Consider the following 19,902-nt stretch of genomic DNA (forward strand, 5'->3'; position numbering starts at 1 on the left):
ACTCCTCTACTAAACCCTGATCTGGCCCGGCTTAAGGCCCAAGGGACGCTGGCGGTTGTTGCCGCCGCAGGATATGGGTATTCTATTGCGATTTCCCAGCTGATTTATCTATTCATTTCACAGATCCGGATGTCACCAATGCAAGAGCAATACGTTCCCCAATCAATCGAACCAGCAGTGCAAAAGCACTGGGATGCCAAGAAAACCTTCAAGGCCGTGGAGAAGGTAGACAAGGAGAAGTTCTACTGCCTGTCCATGTTCCCCTATCCGTCTGGTCGACTACACATGGGGCACGTTCGTAACTACACCATAGGTGATGTGATCTCCCGTTATCAACGCCTCAATGGCAAGAACGTGCTGCAACCCATAGGTTGGGATGCATTCGGTCTGCCAGCCGAGAACGCCGCGATCAAAAACAATACCGCACCGGCGCCCTGGACCTACGAAAACATCGAATACATGAAGAACCAGCTGAAGATGCTGGGTCTGGGTTATGACTGGGATCGTGAAGTCGCCACCTGCAAACCGGATTACTACCGCTGGGAGCAGTGGTTCTTCACCAAGCTCTACGAGAAGGGCCTGGTCTACAAGAAGACCTCCTCCGTCAACTGGTGCCCGAACGACATGACAGTGCTGGCCAACGAGCAGGTGGTCGACAACTGCTGCTGGCGATGTGACACCCCGGTGGAGCAAAAAGAGATCCCCCAGTGGTTCATCAAGATCACTGACTACGCCGAAGAGCTGCTCAACGACATCGACAATCTGGAAGGCTGGCCAGAGATGGTCAAGACCATGCAGCGCAACTGGATTGGCCGCTCCGAAGGGGTCAACATCAGCTTCGCCATCGAGGGTCAGGCTGAGCAGCTGGAGGTCTATACCACCCGTCCGGACACCTTCATGGGCGTCACCTATGTCGGTATCGCTGCCGGTCACCCGCTGGCGCAGCAGGCAGCCCAGAACAATCCTGAGCTGGCCGCCTTTATCGAAGAGTGCAAAAACACCAAAGTAGCCGAAGCAGAACTGGCCACCATGGAGAAGAAGGGCATGGCCACTGGCCTCTATGCCATTCACCCGCTGGATGGCCGCAAGATACCGGTCTGGGTCGCCAACTTCGTGCTGATGAACTACGGCACCGGCGCCGTGATGGCAGTTCCGGCCCACGATCAGCGTGACTTCGAATTCGCCACCAAATATGGCCTCGACATCAAGGCGGTGATCAAGCCGGTTGATGGCAACGTCGACGTGAGCGAAGCCGCTTACACCGAGAAGGGCGTGCTGTTCAACTCCGGCGAGTTTGACGGTCTCGACTTCCAGGGCGCCTTCGATGCCATCGCCAGCAAGTTGGAAGGGCTGGGCAAGGGCAAGCGCACCGTCAATTACCGCCTGCGTGACTGGGGTGTCTCCCGTCAGCGTTACTGGGGCGCCCCCATCCCGATGCTGACCCTGGCTGACGGCACAGTAGTGCCGACACCGGAAGATCAGCTGCCGGTACTGTTGCCGGAAGATGTGGTGATGGATGGTATCCAGAGCCCAATCAAGGCTGACGCCGAGTGGGCCAAGACCACTTACAACGGCCAGGAGGCGTTCCGCGAGACCGATACCTTCGACACCTTTATGGAGTCCTCTTGGTACTACGCGCGCTACTGCTCCCCGGACTACGACAAGGGCATGCTTGACCCGGCGGCTGCCAACCACTGGCTGCCGGTGGATCAGTACATCGGCGGTATCGAGCACGCCTGTATGCACCTGCTCTACGCCCGCTTCTTCCACAAGCTGCTGCGTGACGCGGGTCTGGTCAACAGCGACGAGCCGTTCAAGCGCCTGCTCTGCCAGGGCATGGTGCTGGCTGACGCCTTCTACTACAAAGACGAGAAGGGCGGCAACGTCTGGGTCAGCCCGACCGACGTCAAGGTAGAGCGTGACGAGAAGGGTCGCATCACCAAGGCCATCGACAACGAAGGCCGTGAGGTAATGCACTCCGGCATGACCAAGATGTCCAAGTCCAAGAACAACGGCATCGACCCGCAGCTGATGGTCGAGCGTTACGGCGCCGATACCGTCCGTCTGTTCATGATGTTCGCCTCTCCGGCCGAGATGACCCTGGAGTGGTCCGACTCCGGCGTAGAGGGTGCCCAGCGCTTCCTGCGTCGCCTGTGGCGCGTCACCTTCGAACACGTTTCCGGTGGCGCCGTTGCCGCGCTGGATGTGGCTACTCTTACCAACGAGCAGAAAGCGGTACGCCGTGAACTGCACAAGACCATCGCCAAGGTGAGCGATGACGTGGGTCGCCGTCAGACCTTCAACACCGCCATCGCCGCCATCATGGAGCTGATGAACAATCTCTCCAAGCTGGGCAGCGACGAGCAGGACCGCGCCCTGATGCAGGAAGCGCTGGAAGCCGTGGTAGTCATGCTCTACCCCATCACCCCGCACATCGGCTTCGAGCTGTGGAAGATGCTGGGCAAGGGCGACGACATCGATCACGCAGCCTGGCCGGTGGCCGATGAAGCGGCCATGGTCGAGACCGAGAAGCTGGTGGTGGTACAGATCAACGGCAAGATGCGCGGCAAGCTGACCGTGCCGGCCGAGATCAGCCAAGCCGACGTCGAGAAGCTGGCAATGGCCGATGCCTCCGTGCAGAAGTTCACCGACGGTCTGACCGTGCGCAAGGTGATCTATGTACCTGGCAAGCTGCTCAATATTGTCGCTAACTAATTGGCTGCCAACTGATTGGTTACCAACTGATCATTGCCAATCTGTGACAGCAAACGGATGATAACGGCGGGCCCTGCGCCCGCCGCTTTCCCTTAATGCAAAGAGGATTTTCTATGGGCACCATCTTCACCCGCTGGATGGCCATCGTGCTGGCTGGTCTGCTGCTGCAAGGCTGCGGCTTTCACATGCGCGGCAACGGCATTCCGAGCGAGCTGATGACCATGAAGGTCGTGGGCGACAACAAGAGCGACTTCTACCGGATGGTTACCACCCGTCTGAAGGCCTCTGGCGTGACCCTGGCCGACAAGGAGGGCATTCCGGTGCTCACTCTGGGCGGCGTAGGCAGCACCAGTCAGGTCGCCTCGGTCAACGCGCTGGGGACGGACACCGAATATGTGCTGGGCTTTGGTACCCAGTTCACCATCTCGGTACCGGGCAAGCCGACCCAGGTCTTCCCCATCAACTTCAACCGCAGCTTCCTCAACAAGCCGGATGCCGCACTCGCCTCCTCCCGTGAGCAGGAGCAGCTCAACCGCGAAATGCAGGAGCAGGCGGCCAATCAGGTGATCCGGCAGTTGAGTCAGGTCAGCTTCTGATGCGGATTTACCCGGAACAATTTGGTGACCACCTCAAAGCAGGGCTTCGGCCCTGCTATCTCGTTTTTGGCGACGAGCCCCTGTTGCGACTGGAGGCCATCGATGCCATCCGTCAGGTCGCCCGCAAGCAGGGTTTCGATGAGCGCCACACCTTCGTGGTAGAACAGGGGCTGGACTGGAATCAGGTCTACGATGCCTGTCAGGCCATGAGCCTCTTCTCCGCCCGCCAGATCATCGAGCTGGAGCTGCCCGCCAAGGTGGACAAGGATCTCGCTGCCCGCATCAGCGAAATTGGCAAGCAGCTTCATCCCGACCTGCTGCTGGTGCTGAGTGGCGGTCGCCTCAACCAGACCCAGATGAAGGCAGCCTGGTTCGACAAGCTCTACCAGATTGGCACCTATGTGCCGGTCAACCATCCGGAGCCCAAGTTCTTCCCGCGCTGGATGAGCGCCCGTTTTGCGCGTTTCGGCCTCAAGGCGCTGCCGGATGCCATCAACTTCATGTGCCACTCATACGAGGGCAACCTGCTGGCCGCCAGCCAGGAGATCGAGAAGCTGACCCTGCTCTCGCCGCCCCAGCCCATCAGCGTCACCTATCTGCAAGAGACCATTATCCGCCACGCCCACTTCACCCCGTTCCAGCTGGTCGATACCCTGCTGGAGGGCAAGGTGAACCGGGCCCAGCGCATTCTGGCCGCCCTGCGGGCCGAAGGCACCGAGCCGGGGATGCTGGCCTGGACCCTTTGCCGCGAGCTGGAGCAGCTGACCGAGCTGTCGCTGGCGATGCGTAACGGCCAGCCGCTGGGTGAGCACTTCAGCCGCCTGCGCATCTGGCAGAGCCGCCAGCAGCTCATTCAGCAAGCGCTGACTCGCCTCCCCTTCGCCAAGTTGCAGCAACTGTGGCAACTGATGGCCCAATTGGACGATGCCCAGCGCCGCTTCGATACCGAACAGGCGTGGCTGATGCTGCAGACCATTGCCCTCGGCTTTCGTGATGGCACCCCGCTGCCGCTGGTGATGGAGAGCAGCCTGTGCTGAAGGCGCCCATTGGCCTGCTGGGGGGCACGTTCGATCCTATCCATATCGGCCATCTGCGCCCGGCCATCGAGGCGCGCGATGCCCTCGGGTTGGCCGAGATGCGGCTGATCCCGAACCATATCCCGCCCCACCGCGCCAATCCGTTCTGCTCGAGCGAACAGCGCCTTGCCATGGTCAAACTGGCGGCGGCAGAGAACCACCACTTTGTGGTGGATGAGCGGGAGCTGAGACGGGACAAGCCCTCTTACACCATCGATACCCTGATCGAGCTGCGTCATGAACTGCCCGATACGCCGCTCTGTTTTCTGATGGGGATGGATTCCCTGCTGAGCCTGCCAAGCTGGCACCGCTGGCAGGAGCTGCTCGACCATGCCCATCTGGTGGTGAGCGTGCGGCCGGGCTGGCAACCGGATTATCCGGCCGGGGTGGCGCAGCTGCTGACGCGCCATCACACCACGGATGCCAACGCGCTGCATCAGCGTCTGGCCGGTCATATCTGGCTGGCGGACAACCAGCCCATCGAGCTGTCAGCCACCCGACTGCGAGCCTTGCTGGATGCGGGACAAGACACCCGCTACCTCTTGCCCGAGTCGGTTGCGCACTATATTGATCAACAGGGGCTCTACCGCGCCAGCCGCCGCTAGCCCCTGTCGTAATCCCGCCCCACCCGATGGGAAACGGGAGTGACCATGATATAATCCGCCGCCCTGACGCAAACGCTGCGCGCCGGAATACAGGAGAGACTCATTGCAAGGCCAAGAATTGCATGCCTTTATCATCGACAAGATCGATGACATGAAAGGCCGCGACATCATCACCCTCGATGTACGCGGCAAATCCAGCATTACTGACACCATGATCATCTGTTCCGGCAACTCCAGTCGTCACGTCAGCGCCATTGCCCACCATCTGGCCAGCGAGGCCCGCCACGCGGGTCTGGATCTACTGAGCGTGGAAGGGCAACTGAGCGGTGAATGGGTGCTGGTAGATATGGGCTCGGTGATCGTGCATGTGATGCAGGATGAACACCGTGACTTCTACCAACTGGAAAAGCTGTGGAGCGGTGCCGCTCAAATGAATACGCAATAAGAGCACAAGTGTAACGACCATGAAGATCCAGTTGATTGCGGTGGGCACCAAGATGCCCGCTTGGGTAGAGCATGGCTTCGAAGAGTATCGTCGCCGCTTCCCCAAAGACATGCCGTTTGAACTCGTCGAGATCGGCGCAGGCAAACGGGGCAAAAATGCCGACATTCCCCGCATCCTGCAGAAGGAAGGGGAAGCCATGCTGGCGACTGCGGGGCGCTCGCGCATCGTCACCCTCGACATTCCGGGCAAGCCCTGGACCACGGAGCAGCTGGCTACCCAGCTGGAGGCGTGGAAACTCGATGGTCGCGATGTGGCCCTGCTGGTAGGCGGGCCGGAAGGCTTGTCCCCCGAGTGCAAGGCTGCCGCTGAACAGAGCTGGTCACTGTCACCGCTCACCCTGCCCCATCCACTGGTACGGGTACTGGTGGCAGAGAGCCTCTATCGGGCCTGGAGCATCACCACCAATCATCCGTATCATAGAGAGTGAGCCATGCGTCTCTGGAGTCTCACCTCTCATATTCACCCCTATCACAGAGAGTGAACAATGCAGTTCCTGCTCTTATTGCCCCCAAGGGTCTTGAGGTAAAGGCATGCTGAAACAACGCATCGAAATGCGCGATCACAGTGCCGAGGGCAATCTGTTCTTCCGGCGCACCCTGGTAGCCTACATCGGCATCGTCGTGCTGATGCTGGTGCTGCTGGGCAATCTCTATTATCTGCAGGTCGAGTCCTACGACACCTACCAGACTCGCTCCAACTCCAACCGCATCCGCGTGGTGCCGGTGGCGCCGCCACGGGGCCTCATCTATGACACCAACGGTGTGCTGCTGGCGGAAAACCGCCCGGTCTACAGTCTGGAAATCGTGCCGGAAGAGACCAAAGATCTCGAAAAAACCGCCGACCAGCTGATCACCCTGCTGGGTCTGCCAGAGGGCACCAAGGAGAAGTTCCTCGCCGAAGTGAAGCGCCAGCGCCGCTTCAAGCCGGTCCCCCTCTACGAGAAACTGACCGAATATCAGGTAGCCCTCTTCTCGGTCAATCAGCATAACTACCCGGGCGCCAGCATCGAGGCCTACCTCAAGCGCTACTACCCCTTTGGTGACACCCTCACCCATGCTTTGGGCTATGTGGCCAAGATCAACACCCGTGACGTAGAGCGCCTCGAGAAGGAAGAAAAACTCGCCAACTACGCGGCCACCAAGGATATCGGCAAGCAGGGGGTTGAGAAGTATTACGAGGATGAGCTGCACGGTGTGGCGGGCTATCAGGAGGTCGAGGTGAACAACCGCGGCCGGATTGTCCGCACCCTCAAGTTCCAGCCGCCTATTCCCGGCAAGGATATTTACCTCAATATCGACGTCCGGATGCAGCTCAAGGCCCAGCAACTGCTGGCTGGCCAGCGCGGTGCCATCGTGATGATGGACCCGAAAACCGGCGCCATCCTGGCCCTGGAGTCGAGCCCGAGCTATGACCCCAACCTGTTCGTGACCGGTATCTCCAGCGCCAACTACTCGGCGCTGCTCAACGATCCGGCGCGGCCACTGGTGAATCGCACCACTCAGGGCATTTATGCACCTGCCTCCACCGTCAAGCCCATGATGTCCATCATGGGTCTCAACGAGGGGGCCATCACCCCGGGCTACCGCTATTTCGGCGGCCCGAGCTTCTCCATTCCCGGTACCACCAAGAAGTTTCGCGACTGGCGCCGTTGGGGTCATGGCTGGCTCGATGTCTATCGCGCCATCGAGGTCTCGGCAGATACCTACTTCTACGATCTCGCCTATCGGGTCGGCATCGACAAGATCCACAGCTACATGACCAAGTTTGGCTTCGGTCAGTACACAGGGGTCGATCTTTATGAAGAGACCAAGGGGGTCATGCCGTCCCGTGACTGGAAAATGGCCCGTTGGCGCCAGCCCTGGTATCAGGGTGACACCATCTCTGTCGGTATCGGTCAGGGCTACTGGAGCGCCACCCCGCTCCAACTGGCCAAGGCGATCAGCATCCTGACCCAGAATGGTCACGACGTCACCCCGCACCTGCTCAAGAGCACAGCCTCCCAGGCGGGGGTGGTCGATGCCCCCATCAACCCCAATATCGCCCTCAAACTCAAGAACGACAGCTTCTGGAAAGTGGCGCAGGATGGGATGTGGCGAGTCAACCATGGCAGTGAAGGCAGTGGCCGTCACTCGTTTGCCAAGGCGCCTTACTCCTCAGGCGGCAAATCGGGCACAGCCCAGGTAGTCGGTTTGAAGGAAAATCAGGTTTACAACATCAAGACGGTCAAGGCGGAGCATCGCGATAACGCTTTGTTCGTTGCTTATGCCCCCTTCGAGGCACCCAAAGCGGTGGTAGCTCTGGTACTGGAAAACTCCATCGGAGGTGGTGGTGGTCGAGCTGCATCGCCCATTGCACGCCAGATGCTGGATGCCTATCTGCTGCCCCCTGATCCGCAACTGCCACCGGCACCGGAAAAGCCGTCCCAACCGAGTGAGGTCGCTCCCAATGAGTAATTCTGCCCGCCAGCAGAGCATCTGGTACAAGCTGCATATCGACTTGCCCCTGCTGCTCGGTCTGCTGGCCGTGATGACCCTCTCCATGGTGGTGCTCTACTCCGCCTCCGGTCAGGATATGGACTCTATCGTGCGCCAGCTGGTGCGCGGCGGCCTCGCCTTTGCCCTGATGATCGGCCTGGCCCAGCTGCCCCCCTCCCTCTACGCCCGCTGGTCGGTGCCGCTGTTCGCCGTGGTGGTGCTGATGCTGATTGCGGTGGACGTATTCGGCCACATCGGCAAGGGGGCCCAGCGCTGGCTCGATCTGGGCTTTATGAAGTTCCAGCCCTCCGAGGTAATGAAGCTTTCCATGCCCATCATGGTGGCCGCCTGGCTCAGTCGCCACTCGCTGCCCCCCAAGTTCAGCCATGTGGTGATCGCCCTCATCATGGTGCTGCTGCCCACCCTGCTGATCGCCGCCCAGCCTGACCTTGGCACCTCCATTCTGGTGGCCGCCTCCGGCTTCTTCGTCATCTTCCTGGCGGGGCTCAGCTGGTGGCTGATCGGCTTGGCGGTCCTGCTGATGCTGGCCTTTATGCCGGTGCTCTGGTTCTTCCTGATGCACGACTACCAGCGCCAGCGGGTGCTGATGCTGCTCGACCCGGAGAAAGACCCGCTCGGCCGCGGCTATCACATCATCCAGTCCAAGATTGCCATCGGCTCCGGCGGCGTCTTTGGCAAGGGGTGGCTGCAAGGGACTCAGTCCCAGCTGGAGTTCCTGCCCGAGCGCCATACCGACTTCATCTTCGCAGTATTTAGCGAGGAGTTCGGTCTGGTGGGGGTTGCCCTGCTGCTGGTGCTCTACCTCTACGTCATCAGCCGCTGCCTGTTTATCTCGATGCAGGCCCAGAACAGCTTCGAGCGACTGCTGGGCGGCGCCATCACCCTCACCTTCTTCGTCTATGTGTTCGTCAACATGGGCATGGTGAGCGGCATCCTGCCGGTGGTGGGGGTGCCCCTGCCGCTGGTGAGCTATGGCGGCACCTCCATGGTGACCCTGATGGCTGGATTCGGTATCCTGATGTCCATTCAGACTCATAGAAGACTTCTCGCCTGATGAGACTGGTTGGATTGCTGCTCTCGCTCGCCACCACGATGGCGACCGCCGCCGTGGCGCCGGATCGGTTGGCCCTGCTCGCCGAACAGCAACAGGTGCCGCTGGCGGAGTTGCAGGCCGCGGTCGCCCGCGCCCAGTTACGGCAGGAGGTGCTCGACACCATCAGCAAGCCGTGGGAGGCCAAACCCTGGCATCGCTACCGGCCGCTGTTTGTTACCCCGGAGCGCATCCGTGACGGCCAGCAGTTCTGGCAACAACATGCCGAGACGCTGGCTCGCGCGGAGCAGACCTATCGGGTGCCCGCCTCGTTCATCGTGGCCATCATAGGGGTCGAGACCTTCTACGGTCGCCAGATGGGCCGTCATCCGGTGCTCGATAGCCTCTACACCCTGGGGTTCCACTACCCGGAGCGCAGCGACTTCTTTGCCAAGGAGTTTGCCCAGCTGGTGGTGCTGGCCAAAGAGGAAGGGTGGCAACTCGATGCCCTCAAGGGCTCCTATGCCGGCGCCATGGGGATGGGGCAGTTCATGCCCTCCAGCTACCGCCACTACGCCGTCGATTTTGACGGGGATGGCAAGCGGGATCTGTTTGCCAACCCGGTCGATGCCATCGGCAGCGTGGCCAACTATTTTGCCAGCCACCAGTGGCGCTGGGGCGAATCCGTGGTGGAACCGGCCCAGATCGGGTTGATGGCAGTCGAACCTCTACTCAGGCCTGAGCCCGAGTTAACACAACAGTGGTCAGAACTGGCGGCGGCAGGGATTGAGCTCGCCACGCCGCTGGCCCCACAGACGCCGGTCAAGTTGCTGGCGTTTGCCCAAGCCGATGGACCGGAATACTGGGTCGCACGGCATAACTTTTATGTGATCACCCGTTACAATCGCAGCCCACTCTATGCGATGGCGGTGTATCAACTTAGCCAAGCCATTCAGGAAGCGTATGCATCTTCGTCACAAACTCCTCCCGCTCAGCCTGAGCTTGTTGCTGGCCGCCTGTAGCAGCCAGCCGGAACAGAGCGCCCCCATCGAGCCGCAAGCACCGGTCAGCAAGCCACCCGTTATCGAGATCCCGCAAGCCACCGGCGCCATTCCGCGCCCCGAGCCCCTGAGTGCCAGCGGCAACCGGGACTACTGGATCGGCAAGCAGAAGCACGAGGTGTGGCGCGACATCAAACACTACAGCGAAGAGGGCACTGCCAGCTGGTTGTCGCCGGACCTGGACGGCCAGAAGACCGCCAACGGCGATGTGCTGGACAGCAAGCTGTTCAGTGCCGCCCACCGCAACCTGCCCATCCCGAGCTATGTGAGGGTCACCAATCTGGACAACGGGCTGGAGACCATAGTGCGGGTCAACGATCGCGGTCCCTTCAACAGCCCGCGCCTGATCGACCTCTCCTACGCAGCGGCCAAGCAGCTGGAGATGGTCGACAGCGGTGAGGCCCGAGTACGGCTGGAGCTGATCAGCGACACTCCGGATCAGATGGTGATCATGGAGCCAATGAAGCCCATCGAAATGACTCCGACCACTCCGGCTGCGGCCTCCAACACGCTGTCGCAAGATGGCTTCCTGGGTGAACCGACGGCGCTGGCGATGGCCACTCCCGCTGCCGAACCCGCTCCCGTCAAGGCGCCCGCGGCCAATCCTGCCAAAGCGGCACCTGTCAAGCCAGCGCCTGCCAAGGCCGCAGCGCCCGCCAGCAGTGGTGATGGCAAGATGATCCAGGTACTGGCCAGCGGCTCCCGGGATCGGGCCGAGGCGATGGGCAAGGTGATGACCCAGCGTTACGGCGTACCCTACCGAATCGATGCCCATGGCGCCATTTTCCGGGTGCTGATTGGCCCGGTAGCCGCCGACCAGCAGGCAAGTGTGCTGGAAAAAGTACGCCAGGGCGGGCTGGAACAGGCCTTTATCGTGCCCTGATCGCCCCCTTTTGCCGCGGATGTGACTAACCGCTTACTCACTGTCATCACGTCGTTTTATGGCGTGATGACAGGGAGTGATGGATAAAAAACCAGTTCTGATCGCCATCTCGGGCTATAACCTGCGGGCGCATCTGGTATAGTTAGGCCCGCATTTTATCCCCATCTGGCTCGCAGGAATTTCAAGATGTCCAAATTTGCCCGTTCAGTTCTTCTGGCCTCACTGATCAGCGTAACCGCCCAGGCCAATACGCCGGTGCCGACACCAACCCCGAATGCCATGCCCATGGTGGTTCCCGCCGCGCCGGAGATCTCCGCCAAGGCCCATATTCTGATCGATTACTACTCCGGCCAGGTGCTGGCCGAGCAGAACGCCGAAGAGCGTCTGCCGCCCGCCAGTCTGACCAAGATGATGACCTCCTACATCATCGGCCAGGAGCTGCTGAAGGGGAACATCAAGCGCACCGACATGGTGACCATCAGCCAGAACGCCTGGTCCAAGAACTACTCCGACTCCTCCAAGATGTTTATCGAGGTGGGCAAGCAGGTCTCCGTCGATGATCTCAACAAGGGCATCATCATCCAGTCCGGCAACGATGCCTGCGTCGCCATGGCCGAATTCCTGGCGGGCAGCACCGACTCCTTCGCCAGCCTGATGAACAGCTGGGCCGCCAAGCTTGGCATGAATGACAGCCACTTCATGAACCCGCACGGTCTGGATGCGGAAGGTCACTACAGTACCGCTCACGACATGGCCCGTCTGGGTCAGGCGCTGATCCGCGACCTGCCGGAGGAGTACAAGATCTACTCCCAGAAATCCTTCGTTTTCAACGGCATCACCCAGCACAACCGCAACCGCCTGCTGTGGGATCAATCCCTGCAAGTGGATGGCATCAAGACCGGCCACGTCAGCCAGGTCGGCTATAACCTGGTCTCCTCTGCCACCAACAACGAAGGCATGCGCCTGATCGCCGTGGTACTGGGCGCCAGCAGCGAAGCCTCCCGCGCCGCCGAGAGCAAAAAACTGCTCACCTACGGCTTTCGCTTCTTCCAGAGCCTGACCCCGTACAAGGCAGGCACCGAGCTGGTCACCCAGAAGATCTGGATGGGCGACAAACCGGAAGTGAAACTGGGCGTCGACAAAGATGTCTCCGTGCTGGTCACCCGCGGTCAGGGCAACAACCTGAAGGCTGACTTCCAGCTCGACAGCGAGCTGAAAGCGCCGCTGGCCAAGGGTCAGCGCGTCGGTACCGTGTTCCTGAAACAGGGCGACAAAGAGATCAAGCAGGTGCCGCTGGTTGCCCTGGAAGAGGTGCAGGAAGGTGGCTTGATGAGCCGTCTGTGGGACTATCTGGTACTGCTGGTCACCAGCTGGTTCAAGTAATCCAACGCACAATCCTCACCAAACAGCGGCGCCAACAGGCGCCGCTGCTGTCTGTGACGGACAAAAGCAGTGAATAACCCTGTAAACTGCAGGTTCCGCCTTACCCTGATTTGTGGTAAAAAGCAGCACTTCCATCCTTGTCTGACCGATCCTGGCCTTGATCCCGGTCCGGGCAGCGCCCATATAGTTATGAGCCGTGCCCATATAGACTTGAAATGGCGGCCTCCACGGGCCATCGGCCACTAGCCATCCAAGATGAAGTCATCCCGGTGATGACGCAAAAGGTGAGTAAATGAATACCAAGTTTGATGAACTGCTGGAGTTTCCCTGCAAATTCCCGTTCAAGGTACTCGGCGTTGCCGACCCGGCACTGCCGGAAATGGTGGTTGAAGTGCTGCAGCAGCACGCCCCCGGCACCTACAGCCCGACAGTCCAGCCCAGTTCCAAGGGCAACTACCACTCGGTCCGCGTGACCGTGACTGCCCAGAGCAAAGAGCACATCGAAGCGATGTACCACGCTCTTGGCAAGATCGAGCTGGTGAAATACGTACTGTAATTTCTCTCTCGCCCCGTTCTGCGGGGCGACTGTTTTTGGCCGCAGCACGCCGCGAGGACGCCATGTCATCCCAGATCCCCGCCCAGTCCAGTCTGATTGTCAGGCAGCTGGGTCGCCGCCCCTACCAGCCGGTATGGGACGCCATGAAAGCCTTCACCGACAACCGCACCAGCGATACCCCGGACGAGTTCTGGGTGGTCGAGCACGATCCCGTCTACACCCAGGGTCAGGCCGGCAAGGCCGAACACCTGCTCAATCCGGGCAATATCCCGGTGGTGCAGAGCGATCGCGGCGGTCAGGTGACCTATCACGGCCCGGGCCAGCTGGTGCTCTACGTACTGGTGGATGTCCGCCGCTGCAAATTCTCGGTTCGCGAGCTGGTGACCGCGCTGGAGACAGCCATCATCAACACCCTCGCCAAAAGCGATATCCAGGCCTATGCCAAGGCCGATGCCCCCGGGGTCTATGTGAAAAATGACCTTGGCATGGAGGCAAAACTGGCCTCGCTGGGTCTGCGCATCCGCAAGGGGTGCTCGTTCCATGGGCTGGCCCTCAACATCAACATGGACATGACCCCCTTCCTGCACATCAATCCGTGCGGCTATGCGGGCATGGCCATGACCCAGACCAGCGCTCTGGGCGGCCCGCAGAGCGTGGCCGAGGCGCAATCCATTCTGGTGGCCGAGCTGGCCCGCCTGATTGGCTATCAAACAATAACAAACACCGAGAGTGAATCATGAGCAAACCCGTTCGTATGGAGCCGGGCGTCAAGCTGCGCGATGGCGACAAGATGGCCCTGATCCCGGTGAAATTCATGCCGGATCCCAACGAAGAACTCCTTCGCAAGCCGGACTGGATGCGGATCAAGCTGCCCCCCTCCAGCCAGAAGATCGAACACATCAAGAGCACCTTGCGCAAGAACAAGCTGCACTCGGTCTGTGAAGAGGCCTCCTGCCCCAATCTGGCGGAGTGCTTCAACCACGGCACCGCCACCTTTATGATCATGGGCGCCATCTGCACCCGCCGTTGCCCCTTCTGCGACGTGGCCCACGGCCGCCCGCTGGCACTCGATCCGGAGGAGCCGAAGAAGCTGGCGCTGACCATCAAGGAGATGAACCTCAAGTATGTGGTGATCACCTCGGTAGACCGCGACGATCTGCGTGACGGCGGTGCCCAGCACTTCGCCGACTGTATTCGCGAGATCCGCGAGCACAGCCCGCAGACCCGCATCGAGATCCTGACTCCGGATTTCCGTGGCCGGATGGAGCAAGCGCTGGAGGTGTTCCGCGAGACCCCCCCGGACGTCTTCAACCACAACCTGGAAACCGCGCCGCGCATGTATCGCGTCGCCCGTCCGGGTGCCGACTACAAGTGGTCGCTGGAGCTGCTGCGCCGCATCAAGGAGATGCACCCCCACGTGCCGACCAAGTCCGGTCTGATGATGGGCCTTGGCGAGACCAACGAAGAGATCGTCGAGGTGCTCAAGGATCTGCGCGCCCACGGCGTCAACATGCTGACCCTGGGTCAGTATCTGCAGCCGAGCCGCCATCACCTGCCGGTGAAACGCTACGTGCCGCCAGCAGAGTTTGACGAGCTGAAAGATGTCGCCATGGAGCTGGGCTTTACCCACGCAGCCTGCGGTCCTTTCGTTCGCTCCTCCTACCATGCTGATCTGCAAGCCAAGGGCGAAGAGGTCAAATGATCTCGCACGACAGAGTGGCCAAATAACCGCCACCCTCGCAATGAAAAAGAGCGCCTATTGGCGCTCTTTTTGTTGGTATCACTGACCGTTGCGGCTTGATGTACTCATCAGCCGTGGTCGAAAATCCCCTGCTGATGCCAGCGTTGCAGCTGGGCCAGCACCCGGGTCTCCCGCGCCGTCCACTGGGGACAAGGCCCCGCCAGCTGGGTCTTGTTGGTCTGCAGCGCCTCGTCGAGGGCAAACCAGCCGGGCACGAAGCCAAGGCGGATCTCGTAGGGCTGTGGCTGCGGGGCCACCAGCTGATCGCCAATCCGGCACAAGTAGTAGAGCGAGCGGATGCAGTAGGCATCAAACCCCGGCTCGCGGGCGGCGCGATATTCACGGGTCTCGCCAAGCAGGCCACCCACTTCCCGCAGTTCGGCACCACACTCCTCCAGCAGCTCGCGAGCGAGCGCCACATGGTGGCTCTCCCCCGCTTCAATGCCTCCCCCGGGGAACATCAGATCGCCGTTGACCCGGGAGTGAACCAGCAGCAACTCGTCGCCACGGGGCACCACGGCGCGCACCGTGAGGCGCTCAAGCGTGCGGCCATCGGTACGTACCTCGCCATGAACGAAAGAGAGATCGAACGGATTGGGCCAGCAGCTGGCCGGAGAAAACGTCGTCATCACTGCATCAGGGCCGGTAGTTGCCATGCTTGAGCTGCTCGACAATTTCGGCAGCCCGCACATCGTAGCCATCCTGCTCTGTCTTGCTCAGGGTGTGGTAGATGCCAAAACGTTTGGCTGAGACCTCGGGGCTATCCTGAAACGATTCGCTCACCTTACCCCACAGATAGGCCAACCCATACTGTTTCTGACCCATATAGAGGGTGCTGAGGGAGGTGAATATACGGCTGTTTACCTTGTCCCCCTCCTGATAGAGGGAGAGGCCGTGCTGCAGGGTGGCGATGGCCTTTTCCGGGTCGCTCTTGGCGTAGATACCGCCGAGCGCCAGTTGCAGCTCGGGTTCATCCAGCGCCTTGGTGCCTTCCAGCGCCATAAACTGCTGGCGAGCCAGCTCGTTGGTGTTGTTGGTCCAGTGCCAGAGCAGCAGGTAGGGATCTTGTGAATTGCGGGTCGCCGCATCGAGCTGGGCCAACTGATCCCCGGCCGCCAGCATGCCCTCGACCCGTGGACTCTTCTGCTCACGGGCATTCTTGTACTCGATGTTGGTGGAGCGCTCGGCACATTTGAGATAGCGCTCAAGGTTACGCATCAGCTCATACTTGCGCCGATCCGTCCCCTCTTCCTTGAGATAGAAGCGACTGCGGATCACATCGGTACGCTCGTAGCGGCACCAGCCATCGTCCACCAGATCCTGACAGAGCTCGGCATGGTTGCTGCAGATATTGTGGATCCGATCGTCATTGCAGCCAGCCACGGCAAGGCCGACTGAAAGCATGATGAAGGTCTGTCGCAGGGGGAAATTGGCCATGGTTCACATCTTGTTGGTAACGCGGGTTGGTAACAATTGGCGCCTTTACGGGCCACCTCCGGCTAGCAAACCGGTTACATATCCATTACAATACGCGCGCCATATAAGGCCGCGATTGCAGAATAATATAACGAAATATACACCCCTACACTGATCTGCATTCGACGAATTTTCTATTTACACCAACAACGTGAAATAAAGGATCTGGTCAATGACCCACGAGCACTACTTGCAAGCGTGGCAGGAGAGCCAGGAGCTCGCCGAAGCCATGCAGCCCTTGATTGGTCGCCTCTACCGACAACAAGGGGTCGAGATCACCCTCTACGGCCGCCCGCTGCAAAACGCCTCCACCATCGATATCCTCAAGGCCCACCGGGTCGTCCGCCGCCACCAGGGCGCTCCCCTCCCCATCCAGCAAAGCTTCCCCCTGCTTCAGGCCATCGTTGCCCTCAAACCCACCGCCGCCGAGGTTGACCTTGGCAAGCTGGCAGTCGGCTACTGGCAGGATCATCAGGATGAAGCGGGGATCGAGGACTATCTGCAAGCGCGACTGGCACCGGCCCTTGGCCGCAGCCAGATGCCGCAGCCGACCGACGTGGTGCTCTACGGCTTTGGCCGTATCGGTCGCCTGCTGGCCCGCCTGCTGATCGAGCGTACCGGCGCCGCCAATCCGCTGCGCCTGCGCGCAATCGTGGTACGCGGTGGTCGCGACGGGGATCTGGAGAAACGTGCCAGCCTGCTGCGACGCGACTCAGTGCACGGCCCCTTCAATGGCTCCATCGAGGTGGATGTGGAGCGCAGCGCCATCATCGCCAACGGCACCTTCATTCAGGTGATCTACGCCAATAGCCCGGCCGACATCGACTACACAGCCTACGGCATTCACGATGCGCTGATCGTCGACAACACCGGCGTCTGGCGTGACGAAGCGGGCCTCTCCGAGCACCTGAAAGCGCGCGGTGCCGGCAAGGTACTGCTGACCGCCCCCGGCAAGGGGGAGATGAAAAACGTGGTGTTCGGGGTCAACCATGAGGTGATAGGCCCGGATGACAGGATCATCTCCGCCGCCTCCTGCACCACCAACGCCATCACCCCGGTGCTCAAGGTGATGCAGGAGCGATACGGCATCCGCCACGGCCACGTGGAGACGGTCCACTCCTACACCAACGATCAGAACCTCATCGACAACTACCACAAAGGCGAGCGCCGCGGTCGCAGCGCAGCTCTCAACATGGTGATGACCAGCACCGGTGCCGCCAAGGCGGTAGCCAAGGCGCTGCCCGAACTCAAGGGCAAGCTGACCGGCAACGCCATCCGGGTGCCGACCCCCAATGTCTCGCTGGCGATTATCAATCTGTCGCTGGAGCAGGCCACCGATCGGGAAAGCCTCAACGCCTATCTGCAGCAGATGGCGCTAAGCTCGGCCCTGCACCGCCAGATCGACTTCAGCGCCAGTACCGAGCTGGTCTCCTCCGACATGGTAGGTTCCCGTTATGCGGGCATCGTCGACTCCCAGGCGACCATCGCCGAGGGGGATCACTGTGTGCTCTACGTATGGTATGACAACGAATTCGGGTACAGTTGTCAGGTAGTGCGGGTGATGGAGCAGATGGCTGGCGTAGTCCGCCAGGATCTACCTGCATAGACCCCGATAGAGTCTACCTGCATGGCCCGTCAGATCCCGCTGTTTATGGCTCAATAGTTCAAGGAGAGGCCGGATGTCGTTTCAACAGGGTGAGTTTTTACAAGCTATCAGGCAGATGCCCGAAGAGGTGTATGAGCGGCTCAAGACCGCAGTCGAGCTGGGCAAGTGGCCCGATGGCAAGCCCCTGACCGACGAGCAGAAGGCCACCTCCCTGCAAGCCGTGATGGCCTGGCAGGCGATGCATCTCAACAATCCCGAACATATGAACATCGGCCGTGACGGCGAGATCGTGATGAAGAGCAAGAGCGAGCTCAAGCGTCAGTATCGCGACGAGGAAGAGATAGTGCGGGTCGACCTCAACCACTGAGACCGCTCGCCATCCCGTCTCGCGGCGGCCAGTCGAATAGCGATAGTGCGATACATAGTTCGATAAATAGCAAAGAGGGGAGCCATAATGGCTCCCCTCTTCTAAACTACTCTTCCACCAAGTGTTCAACCTTTACAGCACAATAACCTCATCACTAAAGCTGTCAGCAACACGTTGGCCATGGCAGAGCACAGAAAAAACAGAACAATTGAGTAATCTCTTTTGGGTCTGCAAGTGTTCGATAAAATCCTCCGAAAGAACGCAATCCCCATCAGAAATCATCAAAATATCAGCTTTTTCGTAGCCCTTATCTTGCCCGATGATTTCACAGGCTCGCTTCATAGGCGTCTCGTAATCGGTACCCCCTCCAAAACCCTGCCGCAAGAAGTGAAGCAGACCTGCGGCATTATTCTCCTCGGTCATCGCAAATTCTCTTACCTCTCCGCTATCGCCAAAGAGCAAGATATGTAAAGAGCGCCGCTCTTGCCGCAGGATTGCCGACACAGCCAACAATAATGCCCTGGCTTTTAATAGCGCTGTTCCATTCATGCTACCGGATGTATCCAGACAGGCCACCACAGGCCCTGTTCTTTTTTGCTCCAATTCCAGCTGTTCACCCGAAGTAAAAGTGGTTCCCTGCAACTCATAGGTCATCAGGTTTTGCTCCAAAAAACGGGCGTAGAACAGAGTTTCCAGCGCCTCATCTTCCAGATTGACCAACTCAGTAGGAAGCAAACGAGCCAGATCATCACTACGGTGAGTACCGTGTACCTCACTCTTGCTCGCCTGCGGGATCCGCGCCCGTTTTTTCTTCTCTTCCGAGATATAGGCTCGGCCCATCTTATAAGTTAACTCTTTAATGGCATGATTTTGCTGTAGCTGCTTGGCGAGCGGCTCAATATCATCCTTACATAGCTTGAGATCGTTATAAGAGAAATTGGCACCGGAACAGGCTAACAACAAAGGCTCTGACTTTTCATAGGTAATATCTATATCACCCAATAGCTGACCATAACCCGCCAGCTTTTTACGGATCTCGACAGGGATTCCCTCATCGACCAGCTCTGCCTCATAGGCTTTACACTCGGCCAACTCGGCACGAAGAGCGGCAATAACCTCCTCATTAAGAGGCTGGTTTTTAAGATGTTCTTCCTGCGCCTGCCAATCAGGTTCCGAGGCCGAATTATCCGCCAGCGAGCCGTCCCAGTCCCATAATCTCCATTTGGTTGCACCCAATTTGCTCCTGGCTGCAACTTTTAATTCTTTGATGGTTCTCTCCCAATTCTCACTAACTAAATTGGCTTGTACTAAAAAGCGCTCAATCCGGCTAGCTTCTCGCCCTTTTGGCGAGTGATTGACACACTTCCGAGAAAAATCATGGCAATTATCGAATACCAATCCATACAAACCACGGTCACCAATATGACTCTCGGCCTTGTGAGCCACCACCTCACAACCAACAGCTCCGTCACCGTCACAGGATACATAGATCTTGCGCCCCAGTGTACTTTTGGAGGTAAAACTGGCTGGGCCGCAACGATTGACAGTACCTTCAGCAACATCTGTGACTTCGATGTTGGCGATCTCTTGATCGCCAACATAAATACCGGAATGTTCTGCACCTAACCAGAGATCGCAATAGAGCACGCTACCTGGCTGCGGGGTTACCTGATCACGAAAATTGCTGTCAATAAAATATTTAATCCCTTTGATTCCGAGCGAAATAGCGGCTACTGCAATACCGCCTCTAATAATGCCAATACCACGCCACAATGAATTGGCTACGCCAGCTATCAGACCGAACATA

The 19,902-nt window shown here is 59.4% G+C and carries 19 protein-coding genes; 16 read left to right on the plus strand and 3 right to left on the minus strand.

Translation table 11 applies throughout. The annotated features are described in order from the left end of the window. Positions 1–138: 138 nt before the first annotated feature. From leuS to lipA, 14 genes are all read left to right on the plus strand, one after another. Positions 139–2,715 carry a leucine--tRNA ligase gene (leuS, locus tag I6L47_RS08825; RefSeq protein WP_216949121.1) on the plus strand — a complete coding sequence of 859 codons (2,577 nt, stop codon included), beginning with the start codon at positions 139–141 and terminating at the stop codon, positions 2,713–2,715. Between the two features lie 113 nt (positions 2,716–2,828). Beyond that, positions 2,829–3,311: an LPS assembly lipoprotein LptE gene (gene lptE, locus I6L47_RS08830; RefSeq protein WP_005335160.1), complete on the plus strand. Its 483-nt coding sequence runs from the start codon at positions 2,829–2,831 to the stop codon at positions 3,309–3,311. After that, positions 3,311–4,348, plus strand: a complete 1,038-nt coding sequence (gene holA, locus I6L47_RS08835) for a DNA polymerase III subunit delta (protein WP_216949122.1) — start codon at positions 3,311–3,313, stop codon at positions 4,346–4,348. The genes lptE and holA overlap by 1 nt, the downstream gene beginning before the upstream one ends. Beyond that, positions 4,342–4,992 (plus strand): nicotinate-nucleotide adenylyltransferase, encoded by a 651-nt coding sequence (gene nadD / locus I6L47_RS08840; protein WP_216949123.1) that lies wholly within the window; start codon positions 4,342–4,344, stop codon positions 4,990–4,992. The genes holA and nadD overlap by 7 nt, the downstream gene beginning before the upstream one ends. A gap of 103 nt (positions 4,993–5,095) precedes the next feature. Next, the gene (rsfS, locus tag I6L47_RS08845) at positions 5,096–5,437 is read left to right on the plus strand and encodes a ribosome silencing factor (protein ID WP_005335165.1); all 342 of its coding nucleotides are present in this window, start codon (positions 5,096–5,098) and stop codon (positions 5,435–5,437) included. 19 nt (positions 5,438–5,456) lie between these two features. Continuing rightward, positions 5,457–5,924 (plus strand): 23S rRNA (pseudouridine(1915)-N(3))-methyltransferase RlmH, encoded by a 468-nt coding sequence (gene rlmH, locus I6L47_RS08850; RefSeq protein ID WP_216949124.1) that lies wholly within the window; start codon positions 5,457–5,459, stop codon positions 5,922–5,924. Between the two features lie 103 nt (positions 5,925–6,027). Next, positions 6,028–7,950, plus strand: coding sequence for a penicillin-binding protein 2 (mrdA, locus tag I6L47_RS08855; RefSeq protein ID WP_103250745.1), 1,923 nt, complete (start codon positions 6,028–6,030; stop codon positions 7,948–7,950). Continuing rightward, positions 7,943–9,046 carry a rod shape-determining protein RodA gene (gene rodA / locus I6L47_RS08860; RefSeq protein ID WP_005335170.1) on the plus strand — a complete coding sequence of 368 codons (1,104 nt, stop codon included), beginning with the start codon at positions 7,943–7,945 and terminating at the stop codon, positions 9,044–9,046. The genes mrdA and rodA overlap by 8 nt, the downstream gene beginning before the upstream one ends. Then, on the plus strand, positions 9,046–10,044 hold the full coding sequence (mltB, locus tag I6L47_RS08865; RefSeq protein ID WP_216949125.1) for a lytic murein transglycosylase B: 999 nt from the start codon (positions 9,046–9,048) through the stop codon (positions 10,042–10,044). The genes rodA and mltB overlap by 1 nt, the downstream gene beginning before the upstream one ends. Then, positions 9,986–10,966: a septal ring lytic transglycosylase RlpA family protein gene (locus tag I6L47_RS08870; protein ID WP_216949126.1), complete on the plus strand. Its 981-nt coding sequence runs from the start codon at positions 9,986–9,988 to the stop codon at positions 10,964–10,966. Before mltB ends, I6L47_RS08870 begins: the two co-directional genes overlap by 59 nt. A 186-nt stretch (positions 10,967–11,152) precedes the next feature. After that, positions 11,153–12,349, plus strand: a complete 1,197-nt coding sequence (locus tag I6L47_RS08875) for a D-alanyl-D-alanine carboxypeptidase family protein (protein ID WP_005335176.1) — start codon at positions 11,153–11,155, stop codon at positions 12,347–12,349. Between the two features lie 292 nt (positions 12,350–12,641). Further along, positions 12,642–12,905: a DUF493 family protein YbeD gene (ybeD, locus tag I6L47_RS08880; protein ID WP_005335178.1), complete on the plus strand. Its 264-nt coding sequence runs from the start codon at positions 12,642–12,644 to the stop codon at positions 12,903–12,905. A 62-nt stretch (positions 12,906–12,967) separates the two neighbouring features. Continuing rightward, the gene (gene lipB, locus I6L47_RS08885; RefSeq protein ID WP_040066806.1) at positions 12,968–13,645 is read left to right on the plus strand and encodes a lipoyl(octanoyl) transferase LipB; all 678 of its coding nucleotides are present in this window, start codon (positions 12,968–12,970) and stop codon (positions 13,643–13,645) included. Continuing rightward, a complete protein-coding gene (gene lipA, locus I6L47_RS08890; protein ID WP_005335190.1) occupies positions 13,642–14,607 on the plus strand; it encodes a lipoyl synthase in 966 nt (321 codons plus the stop codon). Before lipB ends, lipA begins: the two co-directional genes overlap by 4 nt. Positions 14,608–14,714: 107 nt before the next feature. Here lipA and I6L47_RS08895 read toward each other — a convergent pair whose 3' ends face one another. Both I6L47_RS08895 and I6L47_RS08900 read right to left on the minus strand, forming a co-directional pair. Continuing rightward, entirely contained in the window at positions 14,715–15,302 is a 588-nt protein-coding gene (locus tag I6L47_RS08895; RefSeq protein ID WP_254204839.1) for an NUDIX domain-containing protein, read from the minus strand. Beyond that, positions 15,283–16,083 (minus strand): DUF2989 domain-containing protein, encoded by an 801-nt coding sequence (locus I6L47_RS08900; protein WP_040066801.1) that lies wholly within the window; start codon positions 16,081–16,083, stop codon positions 15,283–15,285. The genes I6L47_RS08895 and I6L47_RS08900 overlap by 20 nt, the downstream gene beginning before the upstream one ends. A 211-nt stretch (positions 16,084–16,294) precedes the next feature. Between I6L47_RS08900 and I6L47_RS08905 the strand changes: the two genes are divergently transcribed. Next, the gene (locus I6L47_RS08905; RefSeq protein WP_043822179.1) at positions 16,295–17,728 is read left to right on the plus strand and encodes a glyceraldehyde-3-phosphate dehydrogenase; all 1,434 of its coding nucleotides are present in this window, start codon (positions 16,295–16,297) and stop codon (positions 17,726–17,728) included. Positions 17,729–17,801: 73 nt separating this feature from the next. Next, positions 17,802–18,095, plus strand: a complete 294-nt coding sequence (locus I6L47_RS08910; protein WP_216949127.1) for a YeaC family protein — start codon at positions 17,802–17,804, stop codon at positions 18,093–18,095. Positions 18,096–18,227: 132 nt separating this feature from the next. Here the strand turns inward: I6L47_RS08910 and I6L47_RS08915 are convergent, their stop codons facing one another. Beyond that, positions 18,228–19,901 carry a VWA domain-containing protein gene (locus I6L47_RS08915; protein ID WP_216949128.1) on the minus strand — a complete coding sequence of 558 codons (1,674 nt, stop codon included), beginning with the start codon at positions 19,899–19,901 and terminating at the stop codon, positions 18,228–18,230. Position 19,902 lies beyond the last annotated feature (1 nt).

Source organism: Aeromonas sp. FDAARGOS 1417 (assembly GCF_019046985.1).
Classification (GTDB): domain Bacteria; phylum Pseudomonadota; class Gammaproteobacteria; order Enterobacterales; family Aeromonadaceae; genus Aeromonas; species Aeromonas veronii.

What these genes read in the sequence shown, in the direction of transcription:
- I6L47_RS08895 (WP_254204839.1), bottom strand. Translation starts at nt 15,302, where the DNA reads ATGGCAACTACCGGCCCTGATGCAGTGATGACGACGTTTTCTCCGGCC.
- I6L47_RS08900 (WP_040066801.1), bottom strand. Translation starts at nt 16,083, where the DNA reads ATGGCCAATTTCCCCCTGCGACAGACCTTCATCATGCTTTCAGTCGGC.
- rodA (WP_005335170.1), top strand. Translation starts at nt 7,943, where the DNA reads ATGAGTAATTCTGCCCGCCAGCAGAGCATCTGGTACAAGCTGCATATC.
- I6L47_RS08905 (WP_043822179.1), top strand. Translation starts at nt 16,295, where the DNA reads ATGACCCACGAGCACTACTTGCAAGCGTGGCAGGAGAGCCAGGAGCTC.
- lipA (WP_005335190.1), top strand. Translation starts at nt 13,642, where the DNA reads ATGAGCAAACCCGTTCGTATGGAGCCGGGCGTCAAGCTGCGCGATGGC.
- holA (WP_216949122.1), top strand. Translation starts at nt 3,311, where the DNA reads ATGCGGATTTACCCGGAACAATTTGGTGACCACCTCAAAGCAGGGCTT.
- leuS (WP_216949121.1), top strand. Translation starts at nt 139, where the DNA reads ATGCAAGAGCAATACGTTCCCCAATCAATCGAACCAGCAGTGCAAAAG.
- I6L47_RS08875 (WP_005335176.1), top strand. Translation starts at nt 11,153, where the DNA reads ATGTCCAAATTTGCCCGTTCAGTTCTTCTGGCCTCACTGATCAGCGTA.
- ybeD (WP_005335178.1), top strand. Translation starts at nt 12,642, where the DNA reads ATGAATACCAAGTTTGATGAACTGCTGGAGTTTCCCTGCAAATTCCCG.
- I6L47_RS08910 (WP_216949127.1), top strand. Translation starts at nt 17,802, where the DNA reads ATGTCGTTTCAACAGGGTGAGTTTTTACAAGCTATCAGGCAGATGCCC.
- lipB (WP_040066806.1), top strand. Translation starts at nt 12,968, where the DNA reads ATGTCATCCCAGATCCCCGCCCAGTCCAGTCTGATTGTCAGGCAGCTG.
- lptE (WP_005335160.1), top strand. Translation starts at nt 2,829, where the DNA reads ATGGGCACCATCTTCACCCGCTGGATGGCCATCGTGCTGGCTGGTCTG.
- mltB (WP_216949125.1), top strand. Translation starts at nt 9,046, where the DNA reads ATGAGACTGGTTGGATTGCTGCTCTCGCTCGCCACCACGATGGCGACC.
- mrdA (WP_103250745.1), top strand. Translation starts at nt 6,028, where the DNA reads ATGCTGAAACAACGCATCGAAATGCGCGATCACAGTGCCGAGGGCAAT.
- I6L47_RS08870 (WP_216949126.1), top strand. Translation starts at nt 9,986, where the DNA reads ATGCATCTTCGTCACAAACTCCTCCCGCTCAGCCTGAGCTTGTTGCTG.
- I6L47_RS08915 (WP_216949128.1), bottom strand. Translation starts at nt 19,901, where the DNA reads ATGTTCGGTCTGATAGCTGGCGTAGCCAATTCATTGTGGCGTGGTATT.
- rlmH (WP_216949124.1), top strand. Translation starts at nt 5,457, where the DNA reads ATGAAGATCCAGTTGATTGCGGTGGGCACCAAGATGCCCGCTTGGGTA.